The organism is Alteribacter keqinensis (genome assembly GCF_003710255.1).
Lineage (GTDB): Bacteria > Bacillota > Bacilli > Bacillales > Salisediminibacteriaceae > Alteribacter > Alteribacter keqinensis.
Genome location: NZ_RHIB01000001.1, coordinates 1,733,457 through 1,755,346 on the forward strand (window position 1 = coordinate 1,733,457; position 21,890 = coordinate 1,755,346).

Annotated in this window: 18 protein-coding genes; 4 read left to right on the forward strand and 14 right to left on the reverse strand. The window is 47.1% G+C overall.

Annotation, left to right across the window (positions count from 1 at the left end; translation table 11 throughout):
* Positions 1-96: 96 nt before the first annotated feature.
* The 8 genes from EBO34_RS08560 to EBO34_RS08595 all read right to left on the reverse strand — a co-directional run bounded on the left by EBO34_RS08560 (position 97) and on the right by EBO34_RS08595 (position 7,543).
* Positions 97-519 (reverse strand): DUF4181 domain-containing protein, encoded by a 423-nt coding sequence (locus EBO34_RS08560; RefSeq protein ID WP_122897479.1) that lies wholly within the window; start codon positions 517-519, stop codon positions 97-99.
* A gap of 67 nt (positions 520-586) precedes the next feature.
* Complete coding sequence (locus EBO34_RS08565; RefSeq protein WP_122897480.1) at positions 587-1,417, reverse strand: DUF2268 domain-containing putative Zn-dependent protease; 831 nt, start codon at positions 1,415-1,417, stop codon at positions 587-589.
* A gap of 68 nt (positions 1,418-1,485) precedes the next feature.
* Positions 1,486-2,772, reverse strand: a complete 1,287-nt coding sequence (locus EBO34_RS08570; RefSeq protein ID WP_122897481.1) for a GntP family permease — start codon at positions 2,770-2,772, stop codon at positions 1,486-1,488.
* Positions 2,773-2,946: 174 nt separating this feature from the next.
* Positions 2,947-3,567: a response regulator gene (locus tag EBO34_RS08575; protein ID WP_122897482.1), complete on the reverse strand. Its 621-nt coding sequence runs from the start codon at positions 3,565-3,567 to the stop codon at positions 2,947-2,949.
* Complete coding sequence (locus EBO34_RS08580) at positions 3,539-4,693, reverse strand: sensor histidine kinase (protein ID WP_122897483.1); 1,155 nt, start codon at positions 4,691-4,693, stop codon at positions 3,539-3,541. The genes EBO34_RS08575 and EBO34_RS08580 overlap by 29 nt, the downstream gene beginning before the upstream one ends.
* The gene (liaF, locus tag EBO34_RS08585; RefSeq protein WP_183163772.1) at positions 4,686-5,684 is read right to left on the reverse strand and encodes a cell wall-active antibiotics response protein LiaF; all 999 of its coding nucleotides are present in this window, start codon (positions 5,682-5,684) and stop codon (positions 4,686-4,688) included. The genes EBO34_RS08580 and liaF overlap by 8 nt, the downstream gene beginning before the upstream one ends.
* A 100-nt stretch (positions 5,685-5,784) precedes the next feature.
* A complete protein-coding gene (locus EBO34_RS08590; protein WP_122897485.1) occupies positions 5,785-6,573 on the reverse strand; it encodes an ABC transporter permease in 789 nt (262 codons plus the stop codon).
* Positions 6,554-7,543, reverse strand: coding sequence for an ABC transporter ATP-binding protein (locus EBO34_RS08595; RefSeq protein WP_122897486.1), 990 nt, complete (start codon positions 7,541-7,543; stop codon positions 6,554-6,556). The genes EBO34_RS08590 and EBO34_RS08595 overlap by 20 nt, the downstream gene beginning before the upstream one ends.
* Before the next feature lie 194 nt (positions 7,544-7,737).
* Between EBO34_RS08595 and EBO34_RS08600 the strand changes: the two genes are divergently transcribed.
* Positions 7,738-8,499, forward strand: a complete 762-nt coding sequence (locus EBO34_RS08600; protein WP_122898634.1) for a GNAT family N-acetyltransferase — start codon at positions 7,738-7,740, stop codon at positions 8,497-8,499.
* A 301-nt stretch (positions 8,500-8,800) separates the two neighbouring features.
* Here EBO34_RS08600 and EBO34_RS08605 read toward each other — a convergent pair whose 3' ends face one another.
* Together EBO34_RS08605 and htpX are read right to left on the reverse strand one after the other, a co-directional pair.
* Positions 8,801-9,649: a VOC family protein gene (locus EBO34_RS08605; protein ID WP_142996777.1), complete on the reverse strand. Its 849-nt coding sequence runs from the start codon at positions 9,647-9,649 to the stop codon at positions 8,801-8,803.
* Between the two features lie 224 nt (positions 9,650-9,873).
* Positions 9,874-10,788, reverse strand: a complete 915-nt coding sequence (gene htpX / locus EBO34_RS08610) for a protease HtpX (protein ID WP_122897488.1) — start codon at positions 10,786-10,788, stop codon at positions 9,874-9,876.
* A 116-nt stretch (positions 10,789-10,904) separates the two neighbouring features.
* Between htpX and EBO34_RS08615 the strand changes: the two genes are divergently transcribed.
* Complete coding sequence (locus EBO34_RS08615; protein WP_142996778.1) at positions 10,905-12,278, forward strand: hypothetical protein; 1,374 nt, start codon at positions 10,905-10,907, stop codon at positions 12,276-12,278.
* Positions 12,279-12,292: 14 nt separating this feature from the next.
* The gene (locus EBO34_RS08620) at positions 12,293-12,688 is read left to right on the forward strand and encodes a hypothetical protein (protein ID WP_122897490.1); all 396 of its coding nucleotides are present in this window, start codon (positions 12,293-12,295) and stop codon (positions 12,686-12,688) included.
* A gap of 158 nt (positions 12,689-12,846) precedes the next feature.
* Here the strand turns inward: EBO34_RS08620 and EBO34_RS08625 are convergent, their stop codons facing one another.
* Positions 12,847-13,761: a ribonuclease H family protein gene (locus EBO34_RS08625; protein ID WP_122897491.1), complete on the reverse strand. Its 915-nt coding sequence runs from the start codon at positions 13,759-13,761 to the stop codon at positions 12,847-12,849.
* Between the two features lie 241 nt (positions 13,762-14,002).
* Here EBO34_RS08625 and EBO34_RS08630 point away from each other — a divergent pair, with 241 nt between their 5' ends.
* Positions 14,003-15,256, forward strand: a complete 1,254-nt coding sequence (locus EBO34_RS08630) for an L-lactate MFS transporter (protein WP_122897492.1) — start codon at positions 14,003-14,005, stop codon at positions 15,254-15,256.
* Between the two features lie 145 nt (positions 15,257-15,401).
* On the opposite strand, the gene EBO34_RS08635 is transcribed toward EBO34_RS08630, so the two are convergent.
* The 3 genes from EBO34_RS08635 to EBO34_RS08645 all read right to left on the reverse strand — a co-directional run bounded on the left by EBO34_RS08635 (position 15,402) and on the right by EBO34_RS08645 (position 21,714).
* Entirely contained in the window at positions 15,402-16,724 is a 1,323-nt protein-coding gene (locus EBO34_RS08635) for a S8 family serine peptidase (protein ID WP_122897493.1), read from the reverse strand.
* A 63-nt stretch (positions 16,725-16,787) separates the two neighbouring features.
* On the reverse strand, positions 16,788-18,281 hold the full coding sequence (locus EBO34_RS08640; RefSeq protein WP_183163773.1) for a S8 family serine peptidase: 1,494 nt from the start codon (positions 18,279-18,281) through the stop codon (positions 16,788-16,790).
* Between the two features lie 238 nt (positions 18,282-18,519).
* Positions 18,520-21,714: a M14 family metallopeptidase gene (locus EBO34_RS08645; protein ID WP_122897495.1), complete on the reverse strand. Its 3,195-nt coding sequence runs from the start codon at positions 21,712-21,714 to the stop codon at positions 18,520-18,522.
* Between the last annotated feature and the right edge of the window lie 176 nt (positions 21,715-21,890).

Genomic DNA, 21,890 nt, shown 5'->3' on the forward strand with positions numbered 1-21,890 from the left:
ACCTCCTAATGTATACTTTATGAAATATTACTGTGTCTGTCAATGTAATATGCATGAAAAAATTGACTGCCAGTACGCAGTCAATCTTTAAGTCCATCATTCCCATGGATCCGTAAAGAAAATCTCCGTTGGAAGGTGCGGTTCCATAAGATAGATAATAACAGTGACTATAAATACAGCTCCAACCCAGAAGAACGCAATAATGTGCTCTTTTTCTCCGGGATTGATCTTTAATTCCATCACGCCTCTGTATGTGAGAAGAATGAAGAAAAACGGGAGCACAACATACATGGGGTTAATCATAACTGTGGTTAAATTAATGAACATACTTAAAATAAAGACACCCATGATGACAAATTCCGTAAGGATATGGTGCCTTGGTTTCGGTTTATTGAACTCCCATTTAAAGATGTTTTGGGTATTGCCGAGTTTTCTGCGTAGCAGGTATTCAATACTGTAAAAAACAAAAACCATAACAACGATTGCAAGAAAAAACCACATTGTAGGTGTAGAAGTCATATACGATTCACTCCTCGGGGTGACATTGATTCTACTAACCTACCATTATATGGATCCACTTTCAAACTCAGCCACTATTCCAGCCCGAACCTGCCAAAATGTCATCCGCTTCTTTTTTAAGGCACCCCCGCTCACTGATCTCCGGGTTCTTTTCAAGAAAATCCTGAACGATATAAAAGCCTGTCACATACCCGATCATTCTCGGCATGTTGCGGCCGCCGTACATCCAGTGTGCATGGTACCTGCGTCCTTTTATATCTTTTCGGTGAGAGAGAACCTGCTTCCACCAGTCTTCGCACTGTTCTCTTGAGAGCGTGCGGGTCCAGGGCGCTTGTTCGCTTTTTCCGAGGTGGTTTTTCACTGCGGCTTCAGCAAGACCTTCCATAAGCATGGACTCCATAAGCGTAACGGACTCTTCATTTTTCTTCTGGTAAAAAAGCCGGCATGCATGGTTGTACTCATGAGTGAGCAGGGCTTTCATGGCATTCAGGGATAAAGATTCGTCGATGAACAGGACGATAAAATCGGCAAACGTGACGCCGTTTTTACCGGCCAGGCGGTCGCGCAGTTCCTCGTTCGTCGTATCAATGGGTAGAAGATAGATTGGCAGATCGGGACCGCTCCACTTCTTTTTCAGCACGAAAAAATGTTTTTGAAGCTCTTTAATATGGCCTTTTTTTTGAAGCACTTCCCCAAACTTTGTCCAGTCTCCTGACGGTTTTCTCAGTCCCTGGGCAAGAAGGTAGTGATGCCACTCCGGGAGCGCTGCGTCCTTAAAATGGCGCAGCAGAGGCTCGCAAATGACTTCAGCCTGAAGGCGGAGGGCTTCTTCCCAATAAACGTCTCCCACTTTTTTATGAAACGACCGAAACGTCGTAAAATCGCATTTTAATCCCAAAAAAACACCCCCTGACTAATATGTATGCACACATTCAGGGGGACTTGTTACGATCCTTCAAAACGCTATTAACCTTGGAAAAAGAGGAAACCGAATACACCGTAAATGAGTGTAGAAACAATGGCAATGACAAGCCCGATCAGTGTTTCATGGGGAAGAATTTTAAACCGTTCTTTCATGGACATGTACACGCTCGCACGGGTGATGTGGAAATACGTTCCGTGTGGCATGTGGTCAAGCACCGTTGCCCCGGAGTTGACCATGGCTGCAGCAGCGAGGGCCGGGATACCCATTTCAAGCATGGACGGTGCAAAGACCTGGCCCGCCACCGCCGTACCGGCAGCCGTTGAACCTGTCGCACCGGACATGGTGATCCCTGAAATCGGTGCGAGAAAATAGGCTGGCAGATGCATCGCTTCAATGGCACTTAGGATTTGTACGATAATGGCAGAGTTTGCGATCACACCGGCGAGCGTCCCGGTACCAATGAGTAGAATCGCAACAGGTGCCATTTTTTCAAGTCCCGATCTTACAAAGTGATTGAGTTCATTCCCTTTTCTCATGGCAAGAGCCCCGGCAATTCCCCCGATCGGCAGGGCAAATAACGGATCGATATGAATGCCTGCTATGGGCTGCAATAATAAGAGAAAGATTGCCACACCAGGGCCAAAGAGAGCCGTGCCGAGTGTGGGCGTCTCCCCTTTCACCTCTGGGGAAAGCTCATGATCCTGAACCTTTTCCCCTGTGTCCCTCAGCTTACGGGCAATCGCATAGGTGACAGCTACCCCTGCAAGGGCAGGAACAATCCCTGCGAACATGACACTGGTTAAAGGAACGTAAAAAGCCTCGGCAGCGGCAATGGAGTTTGGGTTCGGTGAAATAATATTGCCCGCTTTTCCTCCTCCGGATATGGCAATGAGAACGGCAATTTTGGACATGTTTGTCCGCTTGGCGATGGAAAGGGCGATTGGCGCAACCGTGAGTATCGCGACCCCGATAAAGACCCCTACTCCCGTTAGGACCATGGTTGCACCGGCCACGGCAAGGAGGGCTTTCGCTTCACCGAGTCCGTTCAGGATCGATTCGGCAATTTTTTTTGCCGCACCGGACTCGATAAGCACCCCGGCCAGAACGCCTGCCGCAAGAACCCGGAGAACGACCCCGGTCATCCCTTCTGCACCGCCGACCATAATTTGAACGGTCTCCGTAAGGGCTGCTCCCCCGATAATACCTCCTGTAAGAGCGCCTGCCATCATGGCATAAGCAGGAGCAACGCGGATCAGGATGAGTCCGATCGTTACGGCCAGTGCGAGTATCGTACCGAATGAGGTTAGTTGTATGTCCTGTATATCCATTCGCTGCTTCACGACCTGTCTGAAAACGACTTTCTCCTATCATACTTCAATTCTCGTAATGAACTGAAGGGGAAAGTGCAAGATAAGTCTGAAAAAGGGAAAAAATAGTCGTAAATTTGGAAACCACATACAAAAACTGCCCCAAAAGGTACTTATCCTTTGGGGCAGTCTCTTTTAAACAAGCGAGTGTTTATTTGCATAGATGGCTGCCTGGGTTCTGTCATCCAGCTCCAGCTTGGTGAGGATATGACTCACGTGGGTCTTCACGGTTTTTATGCCGATATGAAGGCGTTCGCCGATTTCTTTGTTGGACAGACCCTGGCCTATAAGGGACAGGACTTCTTTTTCCCGGCGAGTGAGGTCATTATGTTTCGGCTTGTGGCGCATCTGGTGAAACATCTTCTGTGTGACCTGTCCTTCGAAGGTGGGCTCTCCTTTATATGCTTTTCGAATACAGTTGGCTATGTCAATTGCGCTGGACGTTTTCAGGATATAACTGAAGGCTCCTGCTTCCATAACGGGAAAGAGCATTTCGTCATCCAGGTAGCTTGTGAGAACGATGATTTTTGCCTGGTGCTCTTCCAGCGCTTTTGTGGCTTCCACTCCGTTCATTTCGTCCATTAATAAATCCATTAAAATGACATCGGGGTTCAGTTCTTTGGCTTTGGAAATGGCTTCCCGTCCGTTTTTGCCTTCCCCGACCACATCGATATCAGGCTCTGTCTGCAGGTATGTACTCAGGCCCATCCGGACCATTTCGTGATCATCAACGATCAGCACGCGGATCTTGCTCATCGTGTTCTCCTCCTTTTTGGGTCCTTAACGGGACACGGATTTTAATGGTGGTGCCTTTTGCCGGATAAGAAAGCAAGGAAAAGTGACCGCCCAATTCTTCGATTCGCTCTTCCATTGTCGTAAGTCCGTAGGAGACGTTCGCATCTTCTTTTTTCATCTCCATGTCAAAGCCGCAACCGTCGTCACTGAGGGTAATCAAAAGTCGTTGGTCTGCCTGTTCTGCCGTAAAGAGGATCCGGGAGGCCTTCGCGTGGCGAAGAGTGTTGGAAAGACCCTCCTGAACCACACGAAACAACTGATCTTCTATGCCGGGATCGAGTGCTTCGAGCTGATCGGTTTCCCAGACGAAGGCAACTGCTTCATTTTTGGCCGAAAGTTCTGTAAATAGTGCGTCCAGCGCTTCCTTCAGCCCTTTTCCTTCGAGGGTAATCGGGCGAAGGTGCATGATCAGGGCCCGAAGCTCCTGCTGGGATGCATGGATCATCGTTTCCACCTGGGTGATCAGAGTTTTTGCCCGATCCGGATCGGTGTCGAGAATCCGGGGGATTGCGCCGAGGCTCATGGAGACGGCGAAGAGCTGCTGGCTCACGGCGTCGTGCAGGTCCCGGGCGAGCTTGCGCCGTTCCTCAAGGCCGGCTGCCCGTTCTTTTTCGTCGATGAGGGCGGCGTTTTCGTTTAGTACCCGGTGCATGGAGCGGATCTGCTTTTCGTAGCCGTCGGTCATGTCGTTGAGTTCCCCTGCCAGGCGCTTCATTTCATCCTCCCGGTCCATCTGAATCCTGTTATCAAGAGAGCCCCGTTGAACCTGTTTGAGCTGGTAGATCAGATAGGTGATCGCTTTTTTCAGTTCGCTCGTATAGGAAAAAGAAAAAGCGAAGCTAGTAAGCAGGTAGATCGCCGAGACAATGACAAGGAGGGTCAGGGTCACTTCCACATCAGAAGCCACAGTGTATATCCTTGCGGCGAGTATCGTGCCGTCAGCCGGTCCTGTGTAAAAACGGGCGTAAAGCCAGGCAGTGAGCCAGATTGCGAGAAAAGCAATGCCGACTGTCTTTGCCTGAAGCCTGAGCCCGTCCCAGATGACGCCGTGGAGTCTTTTCTCTTTTTGTGCGGCTTGTTTAGTCAACGGCCATTACCTCCACGCTGCCGATGCTGTTGCGGACGGTCAGGATGACGCGCTGTTCGGCTTCATAAAAGTTGTCGCTCGTGTATGTGGCATTGCGTCCCGTTCCGGCGAAGTTATCATCAAACAGAGTCGCTTCCCCGATGCTTACGTCAACGTTTGCTTGAATCGCCATGTCTTTTGGGGCGGTGATTTCCACGGAGCCGATCCACATGCTGATGTCCAGATAGTTATCGCCGTCTTTGAGCACAGCAGTAGTCAGATCTACTTCCACACTCCCGATGGACGTACGGATATCTGTATTTTCAAGGGTCCAGGGCCGCTTGCCGATAACCACTTCTCCGACAAACTGACGGATGTTGGCGTAGTCCCCGCCCTGCGGACGGTGGTTTTTTTTCTGGCGGTATTTGTACTTGCCGCCCGCCTGCTGCCTGGCTTTGTTGATGCTGTCTTCTGCACTCTGGAAGCTGTTTTCGTATTTTTCCTCGTCCACGTGGGGATTGTTTTTTACCTGTTCCCGGGCACGGGAGATGTTTTCTTCTACGTAGCTCCACGGGTCGGCGTAGTCTGCTTTCTTTTCGGCCGTATCCGGCTCCCGGTCATCTTCATCTTTACTCATGTCCACTTTGACTGTGGTCGGACGTTTGTTTCTGAGAAGCTGAAAGCCGACGAAGATTATGAGGAGCGGCCAAATCCAGCTCCACAGGTCGGCAAAAGTATAGTAAAACCAGTCTGCCCTGTTACCGGTAATAATCAGGCCCGCTGCGATGATGAACAGGCCGAAAACGGCCGTACCGAAATCCCACTTGTCACGTTTCAGCCCCTGGTAGGCTCTGAAAAGCCCGTCCAGGAGGATCTTCAGGCCGATAATGACGATGATAAGCGTCCAGTAGGTGGAGACCATCTCCCCGAAACTCGCATCGATGACACCTGTATTATTTAATAGATATAGCACTCCGACTGCGAGAATGATCATCCCGAATATTTTATTCATGATTGTATAGTCCCCTTTTGGTTGCGACATGTCTTTAGGGGCACGGGGCCCCAGTATATAGCGGCAGGGTAAAACTGCCAGTTTCTTTTATTCTATCGTGTTACCCTTCCCCGCGCCAATGAATTTTTTTCAGAATAAGAGTGTAGGAAAGGACAGTGTAGCCAAGGAGCATAAGCATGTTCATCCCCACAGTCGTTGTGTACCCCACAGCGAGCAAATCTCTCAACCCTGCTGCGGCATAGGTTGTAGGTACGAGGTACGAAAACCACTGTAGGACAACCGGAAGCTCTGAAATTTCTACAAGAACCGGCGTCATAAAGCTGATAATCATCATAAGCCCTTGAACGAGGAGGTTCGTCAGCTGCATGTTCGGTGACCAGAAGCCTAGAAACACTCCAAGTCCCACAACACTCAGGATCGTCAGCGCAACGAATGGAATAAGCCAGAAACTGAAGGTAAATGTAATGCCGTACACCCACTGCCCGACGAATGCCATAATTACAAATGACGGAAAGCTTACGATCATTCCTCTCAGGAGGTTGGCAAAGATAAAGTTGATTTTTTCAATCGGCAAAGAGGCATAAAACGTGAAATGTCCCTGGTGTTTTTGAAAAGATATTTCCTGGGCCATGACGTTCATCCCCATAATGACGAGGGCAAACAGCATGTTCCCTGTGATGATCCGTACAATCATAGCCTCAGTCGGATTCACTGTGAAAAAATGGAGAAACATGAGTATGGCAAAAGGAAAGATAGATGCCAGGATAAAAATAAATGCCCACTGCTCCCGGATAATGGAAAATTGAATGCGGAACAGGATCCATACTTCAACGGCAAGCTGTTTTACGATTGAAGTTTCATATCTTGGATCAGCCGTTTGCTGCTGCATATTCGTTCACCTCTTCCTTTTTTGCATCAGGTCCACCCGCTGGAGACTGATCATTGTCGATATGAAAGTACACATCTTCCAGGCTTGGCGGCACGATGGAGTATGTCTGTACATCTGGTTCATTGTTTAAAAAACTCACCAGGTCCGGTGCTTGATCCTTTGCAATGAGAATGCGGGAGCGTTGGTCTGACAGGGTTGTGACCGTCCCCCATCCGGTGAGAGCTTCGTGAAGTTCGTTTCGGGCGGTGCGTTTCACTGCAATTTCACATTTAAGACGCTGGTCCACTTCTGCTTTCAGTTCTCCCACGTGATTGATAGCCAGGAGCCTCCCGTGGTTAATCACTGCCACACGGTCAACCACCTGTTCTGCTTCCAAGATGTTGTGAGTCACAAGAATCACCGTTGCCCCTTCCCGGTTCCGCTTTTGAATCATGTCCCAGACAAGGCGGCGCTTTTTCGGATCCAGTTCGTTTGTAGGTTCGTCGAAAATGTAGACACCTGCCTGACCGATTAGTGTTGTACCGATACCCGTGAGACGTTTCTGGCCACCCGAGATGTTTTTCAGAAGTTTGTTTGCTACTTCAGTAAGTTCGAGTTCTTTTATGAGAGACTCCGTTTCTTCTTTGGCCGCTCTCCGCTTCATCCCCCTTAACCGTCCCGAAAAGTAAATGGCTTCTCTTACTTTCAGACTCGTAAGTGCATGGGGTTCCTGTGAATAGTAGGCCACTTCCCTTGCCACCTGTTTATTTTGTTTTAATACGTTGATGCCTTTGTAGGTAACTTCCCCTTCGGTTGGTTTTACATGAGCAACGATTTGCTTAATAAGCGTCGATTTGCCGGCTCCATTCGGACCGAGAAGTCCAAGTATTTCACCTTCATTAATCGTAAAAGAAATCTCTTCATTTGCTTTCACCTTCCCTTTTTTATATGTCTTGGATACGTGTTTCACTTCAAATAATGGTGTCTTCATTGCAGTCCGCCTCCATCTGCTTCTTTGTTCTGACTCTATTTTATCCCGTCAGAAAAGCGCACCAAACAGGCGGCAGACTGTTTCCGTCTCCGCCTCGAGGCTGATTTTTTTGTGGGTTTTTGGGTGGGGTTTTACTTTTCATGATAAAATGTAATTTGTTGCAAATATTGAATTTTTTAGAAAAAAAGAATGGAATGATTTATGAAGCAGATGTAAGTGTAAGGAAGAAATTAGTACCAATGTTTAAAAATATTGATAGCACGATTGTTCTCTCGTATCTCCAGGGACATATGGGAACTGCTTGGGTAGACAACCTTGAAAATCCAACTGTTGCTCAGATAACGGTTGGGATTTTTGTTTTTTATGCCGTGAATCCGAATACAAAGGAAGCTAAAGAATTACTTTATAATCTTCCCGACTTTACTCTTGCAATTGTTAATTCTGATGATTGGAAAGAACTTATAGAGACAGTTCATTATGGGGCATTTGAGAAATTTCCCCGATTCAGTTTTCACAAGAACCCCGACCACTTAGACCAGGCACACTTCCAGTACCTGCTGTCTGCATTACCAGAAGGCTACGAAATTAAGAGAGTTGATAAAAACATTGCAAAAGAATCATCTTTCCATGAACTCTCAGAAGACTTTATTAATCAATTTGATTCTATTGATGACTTTATTAACAGAAGAGCAGGGTATGCTATTTTAAATGATGGGCAAGTTGTTTCTGCGGCAACATCATTTAGTATATATGATGATGGAATTGAAATTGAAGTTGCTAGTCATCCTAATCATAGAAGGAAAGGTTTAGCAACAATTGTAACCTCAGCCCTCATATTAGATTGTTTGAAAAAAGGGAAATACCCCAGTTGGGATGGAGCTAATGCTGAATCTGTGGAACTAGCTAAAAAGCTCGGATACATCTTTAAGGAATCATACGATACTTATTTCATTTAAGTATAAGATAGAGCCTTATTTGTATCTTAAAAGATAGAGAGTGTCAGGTGACCAAGTAAATATGTAGTTAAAGATGGTGACTTCATAGGTCCCGGTCGAGTGGCAATGGCTCCACTCATTGCTTCGAGGTTGACCTCAAAAGTAAAAAAAGGACCTTTTGGGTCAACCTCTTTTGCAAAGCTGATTATACTGTCAATTCGGGTTATGATCGTTGTGTGATTTACCGTGTGGATCTGTCTGTGTTTTTCCGTTTTGCACCATACAAGTAACCCGTTAGAACCATCTCCCGTGGTCACAAATATTATTGTTTTTTCACGATGACAATCGCATTGCCGGACGGATCTTCAACCTGCAGCTTGTTTTCTGCACCGGATACGTTCAATGCCTCTTTTGCCGCATGGTATTCATCCTCTGTAAAAAACACGGTAAATTGTTTCATTCCGACCGCTTCTTTTGGCGGCTTAGGAAGATTTGTTCCCGTCCAAGTATTGAGTCCGATGTGATGATGGTATCCGTCTTTGGATACAAACAGCATGCGCGGATCTTTTGTCACAATATCAAACCCGAGGATGTCCACATAGAAAGCTTCGACTTCCTGTATGTCTGCAACCTGAAGATGAAGATGACCAATCTTGACTTCAGCTGACATTCCCGTCCATCCATCTGCTGGTGCTTCTTTCAGCAGCCCTTCAACGTCCAACGGGTGCGTGCCGCCCACGTACCAGCCGTTCTCTTCCTGTTTCCACGTTTTTGGATCTGTGTCTGCATAGATCTCTATCCCGTTCCCGTCCGGATCCGCCAGGTAAATTGCTTCACTGAACTGATGATCTGATGCCCCGTGAAGAGGGTAACCCGATGCGAGCAGATGCTTTAATGTATGAGCGAGCTTCTTCCGGTCCGGCAGCAGAACCGCCAAATGAAAAAGCCCGGTTGTCCGCGCAGGACGGTTTGCAACATTTTCATTCGTATGCACGGTAACAAGGGGTGTTCCTCCATCAGCACCGAACGTAAGCGAATCTTCTTTTATATCCAGCACCTTTAACCCGATCACCCTTTCATAAAACTCACGTGCTCGGTCCAGATCCTTCACATTAAGATCTACACTCCCCAATCTATCTTTTAATTTCGGCTCATATTTAATCGTTCCCACCACCACCGCCTCCTTTTCACTTATTATAACACCAATAACTTACTTTTAGTAAGTAATTATAAAAATTTCTTTGTTTACTCTTGGACAGAGGGTCAGGCACTGTGTATACCATTTCACAGAGGGCCAGGCTCTGTGCTCACAACTTCACACGGTGCCTGGCGCCGAAAACAAAAAAAGCTGCTTCTGGCGTATTCATCCAGGAGCAGCTTCTTTAATAAAGTCATTTATCTTTCTTCCAGACGGGCGATTCGCTCGTCGAGATCCGGGTGGGAGGAGAAGAGTTTGGCAACTCCGCCTTTTCCGTTGATTTTCATTGTCTGCACCGCACTGTCATCTGTACGGTCGTTGACATTCGCACGGTCAACGTAGTTTTTAAGGGAACGAAGGGCATGTGCCATTTTGTCACGTCCAGCCAGATCCGCTCCGCCGCGGTCTGCATGGAATTCACGGTAGCGCGAGAATGCCATAACGACCAGACTTCCAAGGATCGAGAACAGAATCTGGAAGATGATGATCGCCATGAAGCGTACAATTCCTTGCATTTCCGCACGCACAAGACGGGATACGAGAATCGCCGCAATCCGGGAGAAGAACACAACAAATGTGTTAATGACTCCTTGAAGAAGCGTCATTGTCACCATGTCTCCGTTTGCAACGTGGGCAATCTCGTGGGCGATAACCCCTTCAACCGCATCATCATCCATTGTCTGAAGAAGTCCGGATGAAACAGCTACAAGAGAGCGTTTCTTTGAAGGACCTGTAGCAAAAGCGTTCACTTCAGGAGATTGATAGATTCCCACTTCCGGCATGTGCATAAGACCTGCCGCACGGGACAGACGATGTACTTTCTCCACCACAGTACGCTCGTGGGAGGATAGCGGACCGTCCGGATCGAGCACTTTTACTTTCATCATCTTCTTAGCTACAAAACGTGACATGGCCAAGGAGATGAAGGATCCTGCGAAACCTACGAGTAAGCTGAATACACCTAGTGACACATAATCAATGCCCAGTCCGGCACCGCCTGTGTCAAATGACCAGCTGATATCGGTAAAGTGAGTTATAACCGACCAGACGATAAAGATCGTTGTCATGACAAGAATATTTGTTACGAGTAAAAATAGTAATCTTTTCCCCATTCATAAGCCTCCAATTTTCTATATCTGCCAATCTATTTTAACATGTTTTTATCCAAAAGGCAGATAAGTATGGTAGATTTACAATAATGACACAATTCCAAAAAGTGGTGATTATGTTGAAAAAGCTCAGCTCCCTCCAAGAGTATGAATGGATTTATCAAACCTTTAGTAATGCCCATAAACAGTCTTTCGGCGAAATACCCAGGCAGACTGTGAAATGGTTCGTGCCACCCCGGTTCGAAAGCTATATAAAGATCCTTCACCCCTTAGATACCGGGGATACATACAAAAAACTGGCAGAAAAGTTCGGCGAAACCTACGATAAAACCATCACACCGGGCACGTTCGAGCCTCATTTGTATGAGAAGGATATCAACCTGCACCCCGAACTTGGCCGGAAAACGTACTCCAGATTAGTTGAAACGCTCGCTCCCTTTACAAAAGATCCGTGCTATTTTTATTTCTCAGACTACGACAATCCCGTGCCGGAGTCTTTATATCTCGGTCCGCTCCAAGATGCCGTGCCCCTTTTTGATAAAAACCAAGGAACCGCTCCGATATACTGGTGGCCTGAAGATCGGTCATGGATCGTTCATAATCAGGCATTTCGTTCCTATACGATTTTTGCAGGACCCCGTGCTCTTGCTGAAAAGATTCTAAGTGCCGACAATCTTGAGGCCTTTGAAATTGATGAAAACTTCAACATGTCCGGCGGTGGAGATTTTACATTTAAAAGCCACTTCAACCATATCCCCCTTGAGCGCATTAAAGATGGGGAGCCATACGAATGGATTGACCGGGAACTTAGAGCTGTACACTTGAAAAATTACGGCAAAACCAGTTCACTCACAGTTGAAAATATCATACCGCCTGTTTACGAAGGGTATCTGAAAATCATGCAGCCGATTCACAAGGATAAATACATCACCGATGAAACCAGTCTGTATAAAGACTGTGACCCTGATAAGATATCCCTGCATCATGGTGAAAAAATGACGTACAAAGAGGCAGCTGAAAAATACAGCCTCGTCTACAACAAGGAAATCAGCATGGGCACCTTTTTGAGGCAGTTTGAGGATGATAGTCTTCCGAGGTATCTCATCTTTCCGCAGGACGGCAGCCTTGAAAAAGACATTGTCAAAAAACTCTTAGACGCACTTCACCCCCACACAAAAACGACATGTTACTTTTACTATGATCTCTTATCCTTACCGGGTGAAGAAATGATCTTCAGAGGAAATCTCCATGACGTTCTGACCCTTTGCAGGGAGGATAATGCCGGAGCGTCACCGAAGTACTGGTGGCCGGCGGACCGTTCATGGGTGATTTATACTGATTATGATCTTGAGTATTCCTTTATAGGTGCTTCAAAAGAAGTAATAAAAGAGCTCTCCTCCCTCTCGGATTTAGAGACTTTTGAAGTGGAAAAAGACACGGGGATCTCGTATGATGCCGACATTCATCTGAACCCCGGCAAACCAAATCATTGAACGGAGTACTGACCATGACAAAGCTCATTTCCGCGTTTATCATCATGGCCTTTTTATTTACGGCATGCAGCAATACCGACGCTCGCCAGTGTCCCACAAGGGTGGATACCGTTACACAGAACAGCGAACAGCTGATTGCTGATGAAGAATCCCTCCTCGTTATTTGTGATGCATTTAATGAGACATCGTGGGATCCAACCATAGAAGCGGAAATGGAAAGAGAACCAGACGTATCGGCCACACTTTTTTTCCAGACAGACGAGAACATGCCCGAACGGCTCTACGAATACAGCGTTTACTTTAATGACGATGATTCGGCAACGATTCTCGGCGGACGCACATCGGAGGGATATGGGATTGTTGCTGAAGAGGATGTAATCGGGCTTAGAGAGGTACTGCTCAAAGATTAAAATGGGGACTAATCAGAGATCACAGGACAAAACAAGCAGGTCCCTTCCTTTTATTAGGATGAGGACCTGTTTTTATTTTTATAGCGTTTAACGATGGGTTTATAAAACTACTTTTCTTTTTCTCCCCTTTAATTGTGGAATTATGAGACTTATCAGCTTTACCCCAGCTCCCTCCTTATGTAATGATTCGCCGGACCAAATCGCTCCACTTCCTGCAGTTTCCTTGACTCAATGCTCAACAAAAAATCCTCAAAAACTACGATCGGGAACAGCATCATCCGGGAAACAAGGGTTAAAAAGTCTTCACTTTGCTGATCCTCCGTCTGAAGCAGGTACATAGCATGCTCGTTTACAGAAATCGTCTGGGCAGACGGACTCAACTTGTAAAACACCTCGTTCATGGCACTCACTAAGGATGATCCTTCCTCAATTAAACAAAGATTCTCGTCAAATACGCCCCATTCGGTAAGGGAAATCCTCTGGAAGATAAATGTCTTGAAAATACCAGAGCCCGCATCCAATACGGGTTGTTTCCCGGCATTCGTTCTTTGAATAAAAACCATATTTTCCTCAAATATGTCATCATGCGGCCTCGCCTTAATATTCATGCCAGCCCTTACCTCGGCAACAGCTGAAAGAGATTCTGATTCCTTCATTATTCTTTCACCGCTTCGTTTATAAGCCCTGCTTAATCGGTGAGACGCAGCAAAATCCGATATGTGAACCAGGTCACTCTGATGACGCAGGATGATCTCGATCCCTGCCGAGCGCAGTTCTTTTAAATTACAAAGAGCCCGTATGACCCAGGGTGGAACGGGACGCACCGGAATCCGCCTGCCGTAAAAAAGATCGATCATATGCTGAAAATCCGTAATGACTGTGGCTCTCTTGTCATTATACTTCCTGATCAGCTCTGTAACTTTATGAATAGCAAAGCACTCAGCACCCACCGACTGGTGCGACCGTGTTTCCGTTGTAAATGTGTAATACGTTTTAATAAACCCTTTCGTGCGGATGATCCCGGCACCCAGCTTCTTCTCCGACGAACTCCCGTCACACACATAAAAAGCCATCGATTTGCCCCTCCCGCTCCGCTCTCGTTATCTTCATAACTATGCAGACAAAAGGACAACCATACCAACAACCTTGCTCACCTCTTAACACAGGGTCAGACCCCACGCTCACCGATTCACAACCAAGTTAGTTAATTTATTTAATTTTTGGAATCGTTTGATTTTTACATCCTTAGACGATATTCTAGTATTTATAGTTAAAATTTTCTGACACTCTGACGCATCATAGAGGAGGCAAAAAATGAAGAACAGATGGCTTATTGCGTTATCTGCAATTGCGATTCACCTTTCGATCGGTGCGGCGTATGCCTACAGCGTGTATACGAATCCGATCCATAATGAAATGGGATGGTCCACATCCGGCATTACGATTGCATTTACGATCATGATGGCACTTGCAGGGATTTCAGCCGCATTTTTTGGCAGTTTTGTCGAGAAGCAGGGTCCCCGCCGCTCAGCTATACTGGCAGCTGTCCTTTTCGGACTTGGACAAGCCGGTTCCGGTGTAGCTATTGCTGTTGATTCTCTTGTGCTCTTTTTACTTACATACGGCCTTGCCAGCGGTCTCGGGCTGGGGCTTGGGTACATCGCTCCTGTATCCACACTTGTAAAATGGTTCCCGGACCGCCGCGGGCTTGCGACGGGCATGGCTGTAATGGGCTTTGGTGCCGGCGCACTGATCACAGCTCCGGTGGCTGCTTCCATGATGGAGTCAATCGGCATAACGTCCACCTTCTACATTCTCGGTGCATGTTACTTTGTAATTATCATTCTCGGTGCATCCTACATCGCACCGCCGCCTGAAGGATGGATGCCGGCTACTATGAAAAAAGACATTGCTTCCGGTAAAAAAGTCGTGAAAAAAGACTTGTCCCAGCTGACGGCAAAACAAGCTGTCCGGACACGGCGTTTCTGGATGCTCTGGACGATGATGCTTATTAATACAAGCGCGGGAATCATGATGATCTCGGTAGCGTCTCCAATGGCTCAGGAAGTCGTCGGACTTACTGCAGCGGCTGCGGCAACGATGGTAGGAATTATGGGGATCTTTAACGGAGGCGGACGCCTTGCCTGGGCTGCGATCTCTGACTATATCGGTCGTCCTACTGTGTTTATGATTTTCTTTATTCTTCAGATCATCGCTTTTATCATGATGCCAAACATTACAAATGTTCTCGTGTTCCAGGCCCTCATATTGGTTGTAGTGAGCTGTTACGGAGGCGGATTCTCAAACCTTCCGGCTTTTATTGGTGACCTTTTTGGAACAAAACAGCTTGGTGCCATCCACGGTTACCTGCTGACAACATGGTCTCTCGGCGGTATTCTCGGTCCGTTTATTGTCACACAGATTTATGATCGTACAGGGAGCTACATCCCGGTGTTCTATGTTTTCACAGGCTTAATTGTAATCGCTTTCCTGATCTCTCTCCTTATCCGACTGGACATTAAAAATGTGGAGAAACAGTATGAGAAAGAAAAACAGGGCGTTGCTTAAAATGAAAGAACCCGCAAATACAAGCGGGTTCTTTTTTTATGAAACCAATTCCATGCAATAAACACTCAAATGAAGCATTCCTCCCACTCCTCTTAACCTGAAAACCTCCGCAGAACAAGATGTTCTGCGGAGGCTTCTCAAAAACTTATTTCAATGCTTCATAAGCATCCACCAGTCCGTGTCCAAAATACTCATCGTGGCCTTTTTTACCCAGATCGTCAGCGGTCTGCTGAAGGTGGGTAATGATGCGGGCACGGGAGAAGCTTGGATTTTCTGCTTTCACAAGAGCTGCAGCGGCTGCTACTTTCGGAGCGGCCATGCTTGTACCCATTGCCCATCCATAAGATCCCCGATTAACAGGGATGGTGCTGTAAGCACGTGATTCCGGCTCCAGCAATGATTGATCTCCGTCCTCGTTCGGCCAGTTCGGTCCATAATCGCCACCCGGTGCAGCAAGGTTTACGTTCGATGAACCGTAATTTGAATAGTAGGCAAGAGTGTCACGGTCTGTTGTTGCAGAGACACTAACAACCCCAGGGATATCTGTGAACGTATCAAAAAGCGGGCCGTAGATTTTCCCTTCCCCTTTTTCTGTTTCAACTGCCTTGCCTAAATCGATTCCGTTATTTCCGTTCGCACCAACAATAATCATCCCTTTTCGGTGAGCATACTGTACAGCCCGCTTGGAAGACAAGTGAAGAAGGCGATCTTGTTCCTCATTAATAAAGGAGTACGTTCCCAGACTCAGGTTCGCTACGTCGGCCCCATCATCTGCAGCCGTTGTAATAGCGTTTAGAATACCAGTCCAGTTCATGCGTCCCTGATTATTTGTAACCCGGTATGATGCAAGACCAAGTTCAGGTCCCACACCCATAACGCGGCCATTGGCTGCGATGGATCCGGCTACGTGGGTACCGTGCGTACCTGAATCACGATAGGCATCTTCTTCGGTCGTATCAGGGTGAAACGTTTTTCCGTATAACAGGTTATCCTGAAGATCAGGGTGGGTAAAATCAACCCCTGTATCAATGACAGCAACAACAACCGAGTGATTCCCTTTTGTAATGTCCCATGCAGCCCCATCACCGGTTACACGTTTAATGTCCCATTGGTACTGCTCAAATAAATCAGCTTCTGTATCCTCTTCACGTGGCGTTACATCCTCATCTGCTTCTAATGCCAGTTCATTTGTTTCAATCTCCATATTCTCTGCTGCGTGAGCCACGCCACGGATGGATTCGATCTGTTCTTTCGTTCCTCCTTTTACATACACAAGCCCGACCTGCGGCGCTTCCTCCAGTACTTCAGCTCCAAGCGCTTCCATCTCTGCCACGGCAGCTTCATTAATGTGATTACCGTTAAATAATACGAGGAATTCCTGCTCTTCTCCGTCACCCATCGCACTGTTTCCAAAACTCGTTACTGCAAGGGCAACAACGAGGGTCCATATTAAAAAGTACTTCTTCACTTTGTTTCCTCCCTATTGGAAGGCCAATGAAGCAATATCCGCTCCATTGGCCCCGTCTGATTATTATCTTGTTAAAGCCTGATACGCATCTACACGACCATGGCCGTAGTATCTGCTGTAGCCGCTTGAATCCACACTTGCGGCTGTTTGCTGAAGACGGTTCTGCACCTGACGAGGCGTCGGTTTTTTACCCGTTTCCTCATACACCTGTGAAATAAAGGCTGCCGCAGCACCAGCTACCTGAGGCGCCGCCATGGACGTTCCGCCTTTCCACCCGTAACCGTTTTCACCGAATAACTCTTTTCCTCGTGCAGACTGGCCGTCCATATAAGTCGGTACAGTACTCAGAACAAGGAATTTAAAGTTATCTGCTGCATCATACCCCTCCGGACCAAGATCTCCACCAGGTGCACCAAGGTTAATCGCACCGTTACCATAATTGGAGTAGAACGCGAGACGATCTTCTGTTCCGAAACCGCCTCCCATAGCCGAAACCGTAATCACACCCGGGATCGATGCCGGTACAAACCAAGCAGCTCCTCTTACGTCATATTCAGGACCTGCATTGCCTTCAATCCAGTCAGCAACCTTGGACGGGTTGCTCATGTCCTGTGCAGAGTTTCCTGCTGAAGAAACGACCGTTACTCCTCTTTTCACTGCGTAATCGATGGCGCGCTTATAGGCTACAACATCAGCAGCCTGATTATTTCCTAATCTTACTCTTTCTCCAGTCTCAGGATCCGTATAGAACCACTGACCAACCACGCGTGTTCCTCCAAGACTCATGTTAATCACATCAACACCGTCATCGGCAGCTGCGATAATCGCTGCAGTGATCCAAGCCTGCTGTGCGCCGCCTGTGTTAAACACACGGTAAGACTTCAGCCCGACATCTGGAGCGACACCTTTCATACGGCCGTTACCGGCAATCGTACCGGCTACGTGAGTACCGTGACTCTGGTTATCCCAGCTGTCTTCTGTTCCCGGTACGAATGTACGGGAAGCATCAGGTCCGCCGATAATGTTATCTTTAAGATCCGGGTGATCGAAATCAAACCCAGTATCAATAACTCCTACAACCACATCATGAGTACCGCTATGTACTTCGTGGCTTGCTCCTTCATTTGTCACCTGTTCAATATCCCACTGCCATCCGGACTCCCAGATGCTTTCATCGGGATCAAGGACACCGGGGTTTGTCCCCTCTGCCAGCTCACCTGCTTCTTCAAATTCCGGCAGATCAAGCTGAACCTCAATGGCCGGCGTGATGCTCATCACTTCACGCTCACTGTTCATCGCTTTGATAAATTGAAGCGGATTGTCTGTAACAGCTTCCAATACACCAATTTCTCCAACCTCATACGTCAATTCCCCGCCAGCCGCATTGACCATTTCTTCATATCCGGCAGGCAGTTTCTCCGATTTAAACGCCACCATAAAACGCTTCAAGTCATCATTTGAAGAAACGTCGTTTGCTGGTGATGCAAAACCTAGAGATGGAACAAGAAGCAACAACACCAACCCTAACATAACAGGCAGTTTAAGCTTACTTTTCACTGGCAAAATCCCCCTTAATCTCATAATAGTTTTAAATTAACACATATTTTTACAAAATAGTTTGAATTTTAGAAAAATAGTTATTTAGACATGCGAAAGGATTCCGCGATGGACTAACTAAAGAACTAAATACAATATTAACCAAGTGACTCTGGAACCGGATGTCATGACAACCGGACAGGGACCATCTTTCTTTCAGCCATAAAAGGGCCTGCCAGCCGGCAGACCCTCCTAAACGTTATTCCAAGATACGATACTGATTTAAATCCACTTCAGTTTCATCTGCTTTTGCTTTCACCTTCACTTCGGTTACATTGACAGTATGGTTATCAAGATCACGGCCGCTGTATGCCTCTTCCTCCGTGCTGACTTGAATCGAAATCATAAAGGCATCCCCAAGTTGTTCCGCAGCTGATCCAATATCCAAATCTGACACAGGAATCAAGTAGGAAGTTTCACCGTCTGTAATCTCGATTGATGCTTTATCGTTGTGCTTTCGAAGGTCCTCAATGTCCCCGGAAGTAAGCTCTACTTCAAGGAGTTCAGCCCTTCCGCGATCAGAAGCGATGGTTACACGGTCTGCACGGGGACTTGACTGAACAGCTCTCATCACTTCACCCTGGGAGATCTTCGAGGTTACCTTGCCATTATCACGGGTTTCATCTACATTTTCTTTACTAACTGCGACTCCCTGTCCCCGGCCGTTGTTTCCTCTACGTTCAGTCTCTTCCGTCACCGATGCATAAACAGCATTTGCCAGCAGCCTGTGGCTGTGCTCTGTATGGGCTCTGAAGGCAAGCTCGTTTGCAAACAGGGTAAAAGAGGCTTCTTCAGTGTCTGCTGTAAATGCCATCGTCTGGCCTTTAGCCCCATCATTTCCAGGCCACCAGCCGGCACGGTAAAAATCATCGTCGCCGCTGAATGCAGCAAGCATCTCAGCACCTTCGGGAACATCAGTAATCCAGGCTCCTGTCGTGATGTACAGCTTTTCTTCATTTTCATAGCCGGCAGTAATCCGGTGATCGGCCACTTCTGCTTTTACAAGTCCTTCATGGCCGACTCTTGTAAAGTCAAAATTAAACCCTGGCAGCATGCCGCTGTTGCGAACGCCGCTTAACGCACTGACGCCAATGCCGATATAGGACTTACCGGCAACCTGGTTCCGATTAAACGAACTGCTGTCACTAACAATGACATCTGCTTCTGACTGATTCACAAGCTCGAAACCGAGTTCCTCCATAGAGTACCTCAGCTGTGCAGATCCTGTAACAGCCACTTTCGGTTTACTCAGCACGTCTGACGCCACATTCTGTCCGTTGCCAAGTGGTTCCGAGCTGAAATAATACTCATCCTCGTACTTACGAAGATCCTGTGTACTTACCAGGTAATCTCCTTTTTCAACACGGCCCCGGGACTCCGTGGCCACTTCAACGGTTTTACCGTCAGACAAAAGGGCATTCACTACTCTGATCGTGTCATTGGTGTTGTTGGAAAGAACCTGTCTTGGTGAATTCCCGGTAACCGAACCGGAAGGGGTCTGAACTTCCGTTAATTCAGATGTCTTTCCTTCAAACAGCCCCGTTTCACGTACGTCAAGGGTGTCAAATCCTCTTAAGTCAGGGAAGTTCACCACAATCGGATCGTACATGGCGCTCCAGTCAGACACATCATCCCCTTCGTAAAGAACGGCGTTGGCAAGGCCTCGTTTAGCCTGGTTCATCGGCACCACAAACGTTCCTTTCGGATAGGTGTTTCCATCAATCGTTACCGGCTGGGTGGTTTCTTCCACCTTCACCCCGTTACGAAGTAAATACTCAGCCATGTTATAGGCTTCGAGCACATTTTTTTGTTCTTTTTCATCTGCAGGGATTACGTAATAATCCGGGAAGAAGCTGTCATGTTCCCCGCGCACCCGTCCTATGGACTCCCCTGCCGCATTGACAAAGTACTCGTCCACAGCGGGATTGTCTTCACCATTTACCCCGCGCTCAAAGATCTCTAATTGTTTCTTAAACAGCTCGTCTTTATTTTCAGCTACATACAATGCCGACCCGAGTCCTACACCAACCATGGCGCGAAGAGAGTTTTGGCTGAGGGTTGGCACTTCAATTGTATGGCCGAGAGAACCGTGGAGCATGGCGTACATACCCGTGTAGGCCGGACTCATGTCATCCCAGCCGCTGTCCCACTCAAGTCTTGCAATAAAGTAAGACGTTAAGTCAGACTCCCCGACTCCGGTTCTTCCCATCGTATGAGCGTGATCGATCATGTTGTTGATGAGAAGGTCATATTCAAAGTTAGGGTTATGAGGCGGCGTTGTCGGTTCAATTAAAAATCCGTTCACATACCCGTGCAAATCCACAAAGGAAAGTGGAGTCCATTTTGCGATCAGCTCATTCACCTGCTGGGTTTCCACCTGGGTCTGATAGGCGTTATCCCGGTTAAGGTCAAAGCCGTTCGCATTTCCTCTCGTATTCTCCACACGTCCGTCAGGATTACTCGTAAACATATACAGGAAGATCACATCATCCAGCACCTCGTCCACGTCAAGGCTGACCGGGTACTCACTGCCATCCTCATCCGTGGTCACAAAGGATACTTCATCTTCGAGGGCAAACTTCTTAAGAAGCTCAACCTGTGCGTCCACTCCTTCGACTTCATCAGGGTGTATGTTATTAAACCAGATCGGAACCTGGTAATCTCCCATCGTTCCATCCTCAAGTTGTTCCAGTAAACCTGCCGGGTCTTCCAAAGCTTGAGGAAGCGTTTCATCCAAATACTTGTCAACTGCCCCTTCGTCCCTTGCGAGAATCACAAAGTGGATATCACGTCCTTCAACAGACTCGCCTGCCTTCTGGTACTCAAGGTACCGATCATTTAGATCAGCAGCTTCATTAAAGACCTCGTCTATTGCAGGCATGAGTTCTTCATAGAACAGAAACTCATCATACACATTCAGTTTCACCATTGTGGCAGCGGTTTCGCCACTTGCCGTATTCATTAGGGCCAGCTCGTAATCTCCGATAAACTGCTGGTACTGGGTACGGATCGTACGGTTTGATAGATTCGAAGTGTTGTAAAGCAGACCAAATTCCAGAGTAGCCGTTACTTCACCACTGTCACTTACTTCAGGATCTTCAATGACTGTAATAAACGGGTCCCCGTTATAGTTCGACCCGCCAGACCATTTTCTCCATTCCTCCAATGGCTTTCCGCCAAAAAGAAATTCAAGGTTCTCCACGTCGACTTCTTCACTAAGATCCGCCTTCACATTTACGGTCCTCGTTTCCGTTAAAGAAAAAAGCGTCCTGTCTGCTTCAAGCTCAGAAACCTCACCTGCGTCTTCTGCGTATGTACTCTGATGCGTTACCGGGGCTGCGAGCGTCAGTAACAGTACGAAAGCCAGCCATCCAATCGAAAGTCGTTTTAACATGAAATCCTCCTTATATATATTTATTAAATTGCATATCTATAAATATAGCAGAACATTTCGACTCTCGTAATATATCTGTGGCAAAATAGTCCTTTCTTCTATTGGTCTTTTTTGGAAACTGGTTATTTAGTCTCTGGGTTTCTGGTCCTTTGGACTCAGGAAGTCAGGTGAAAGGA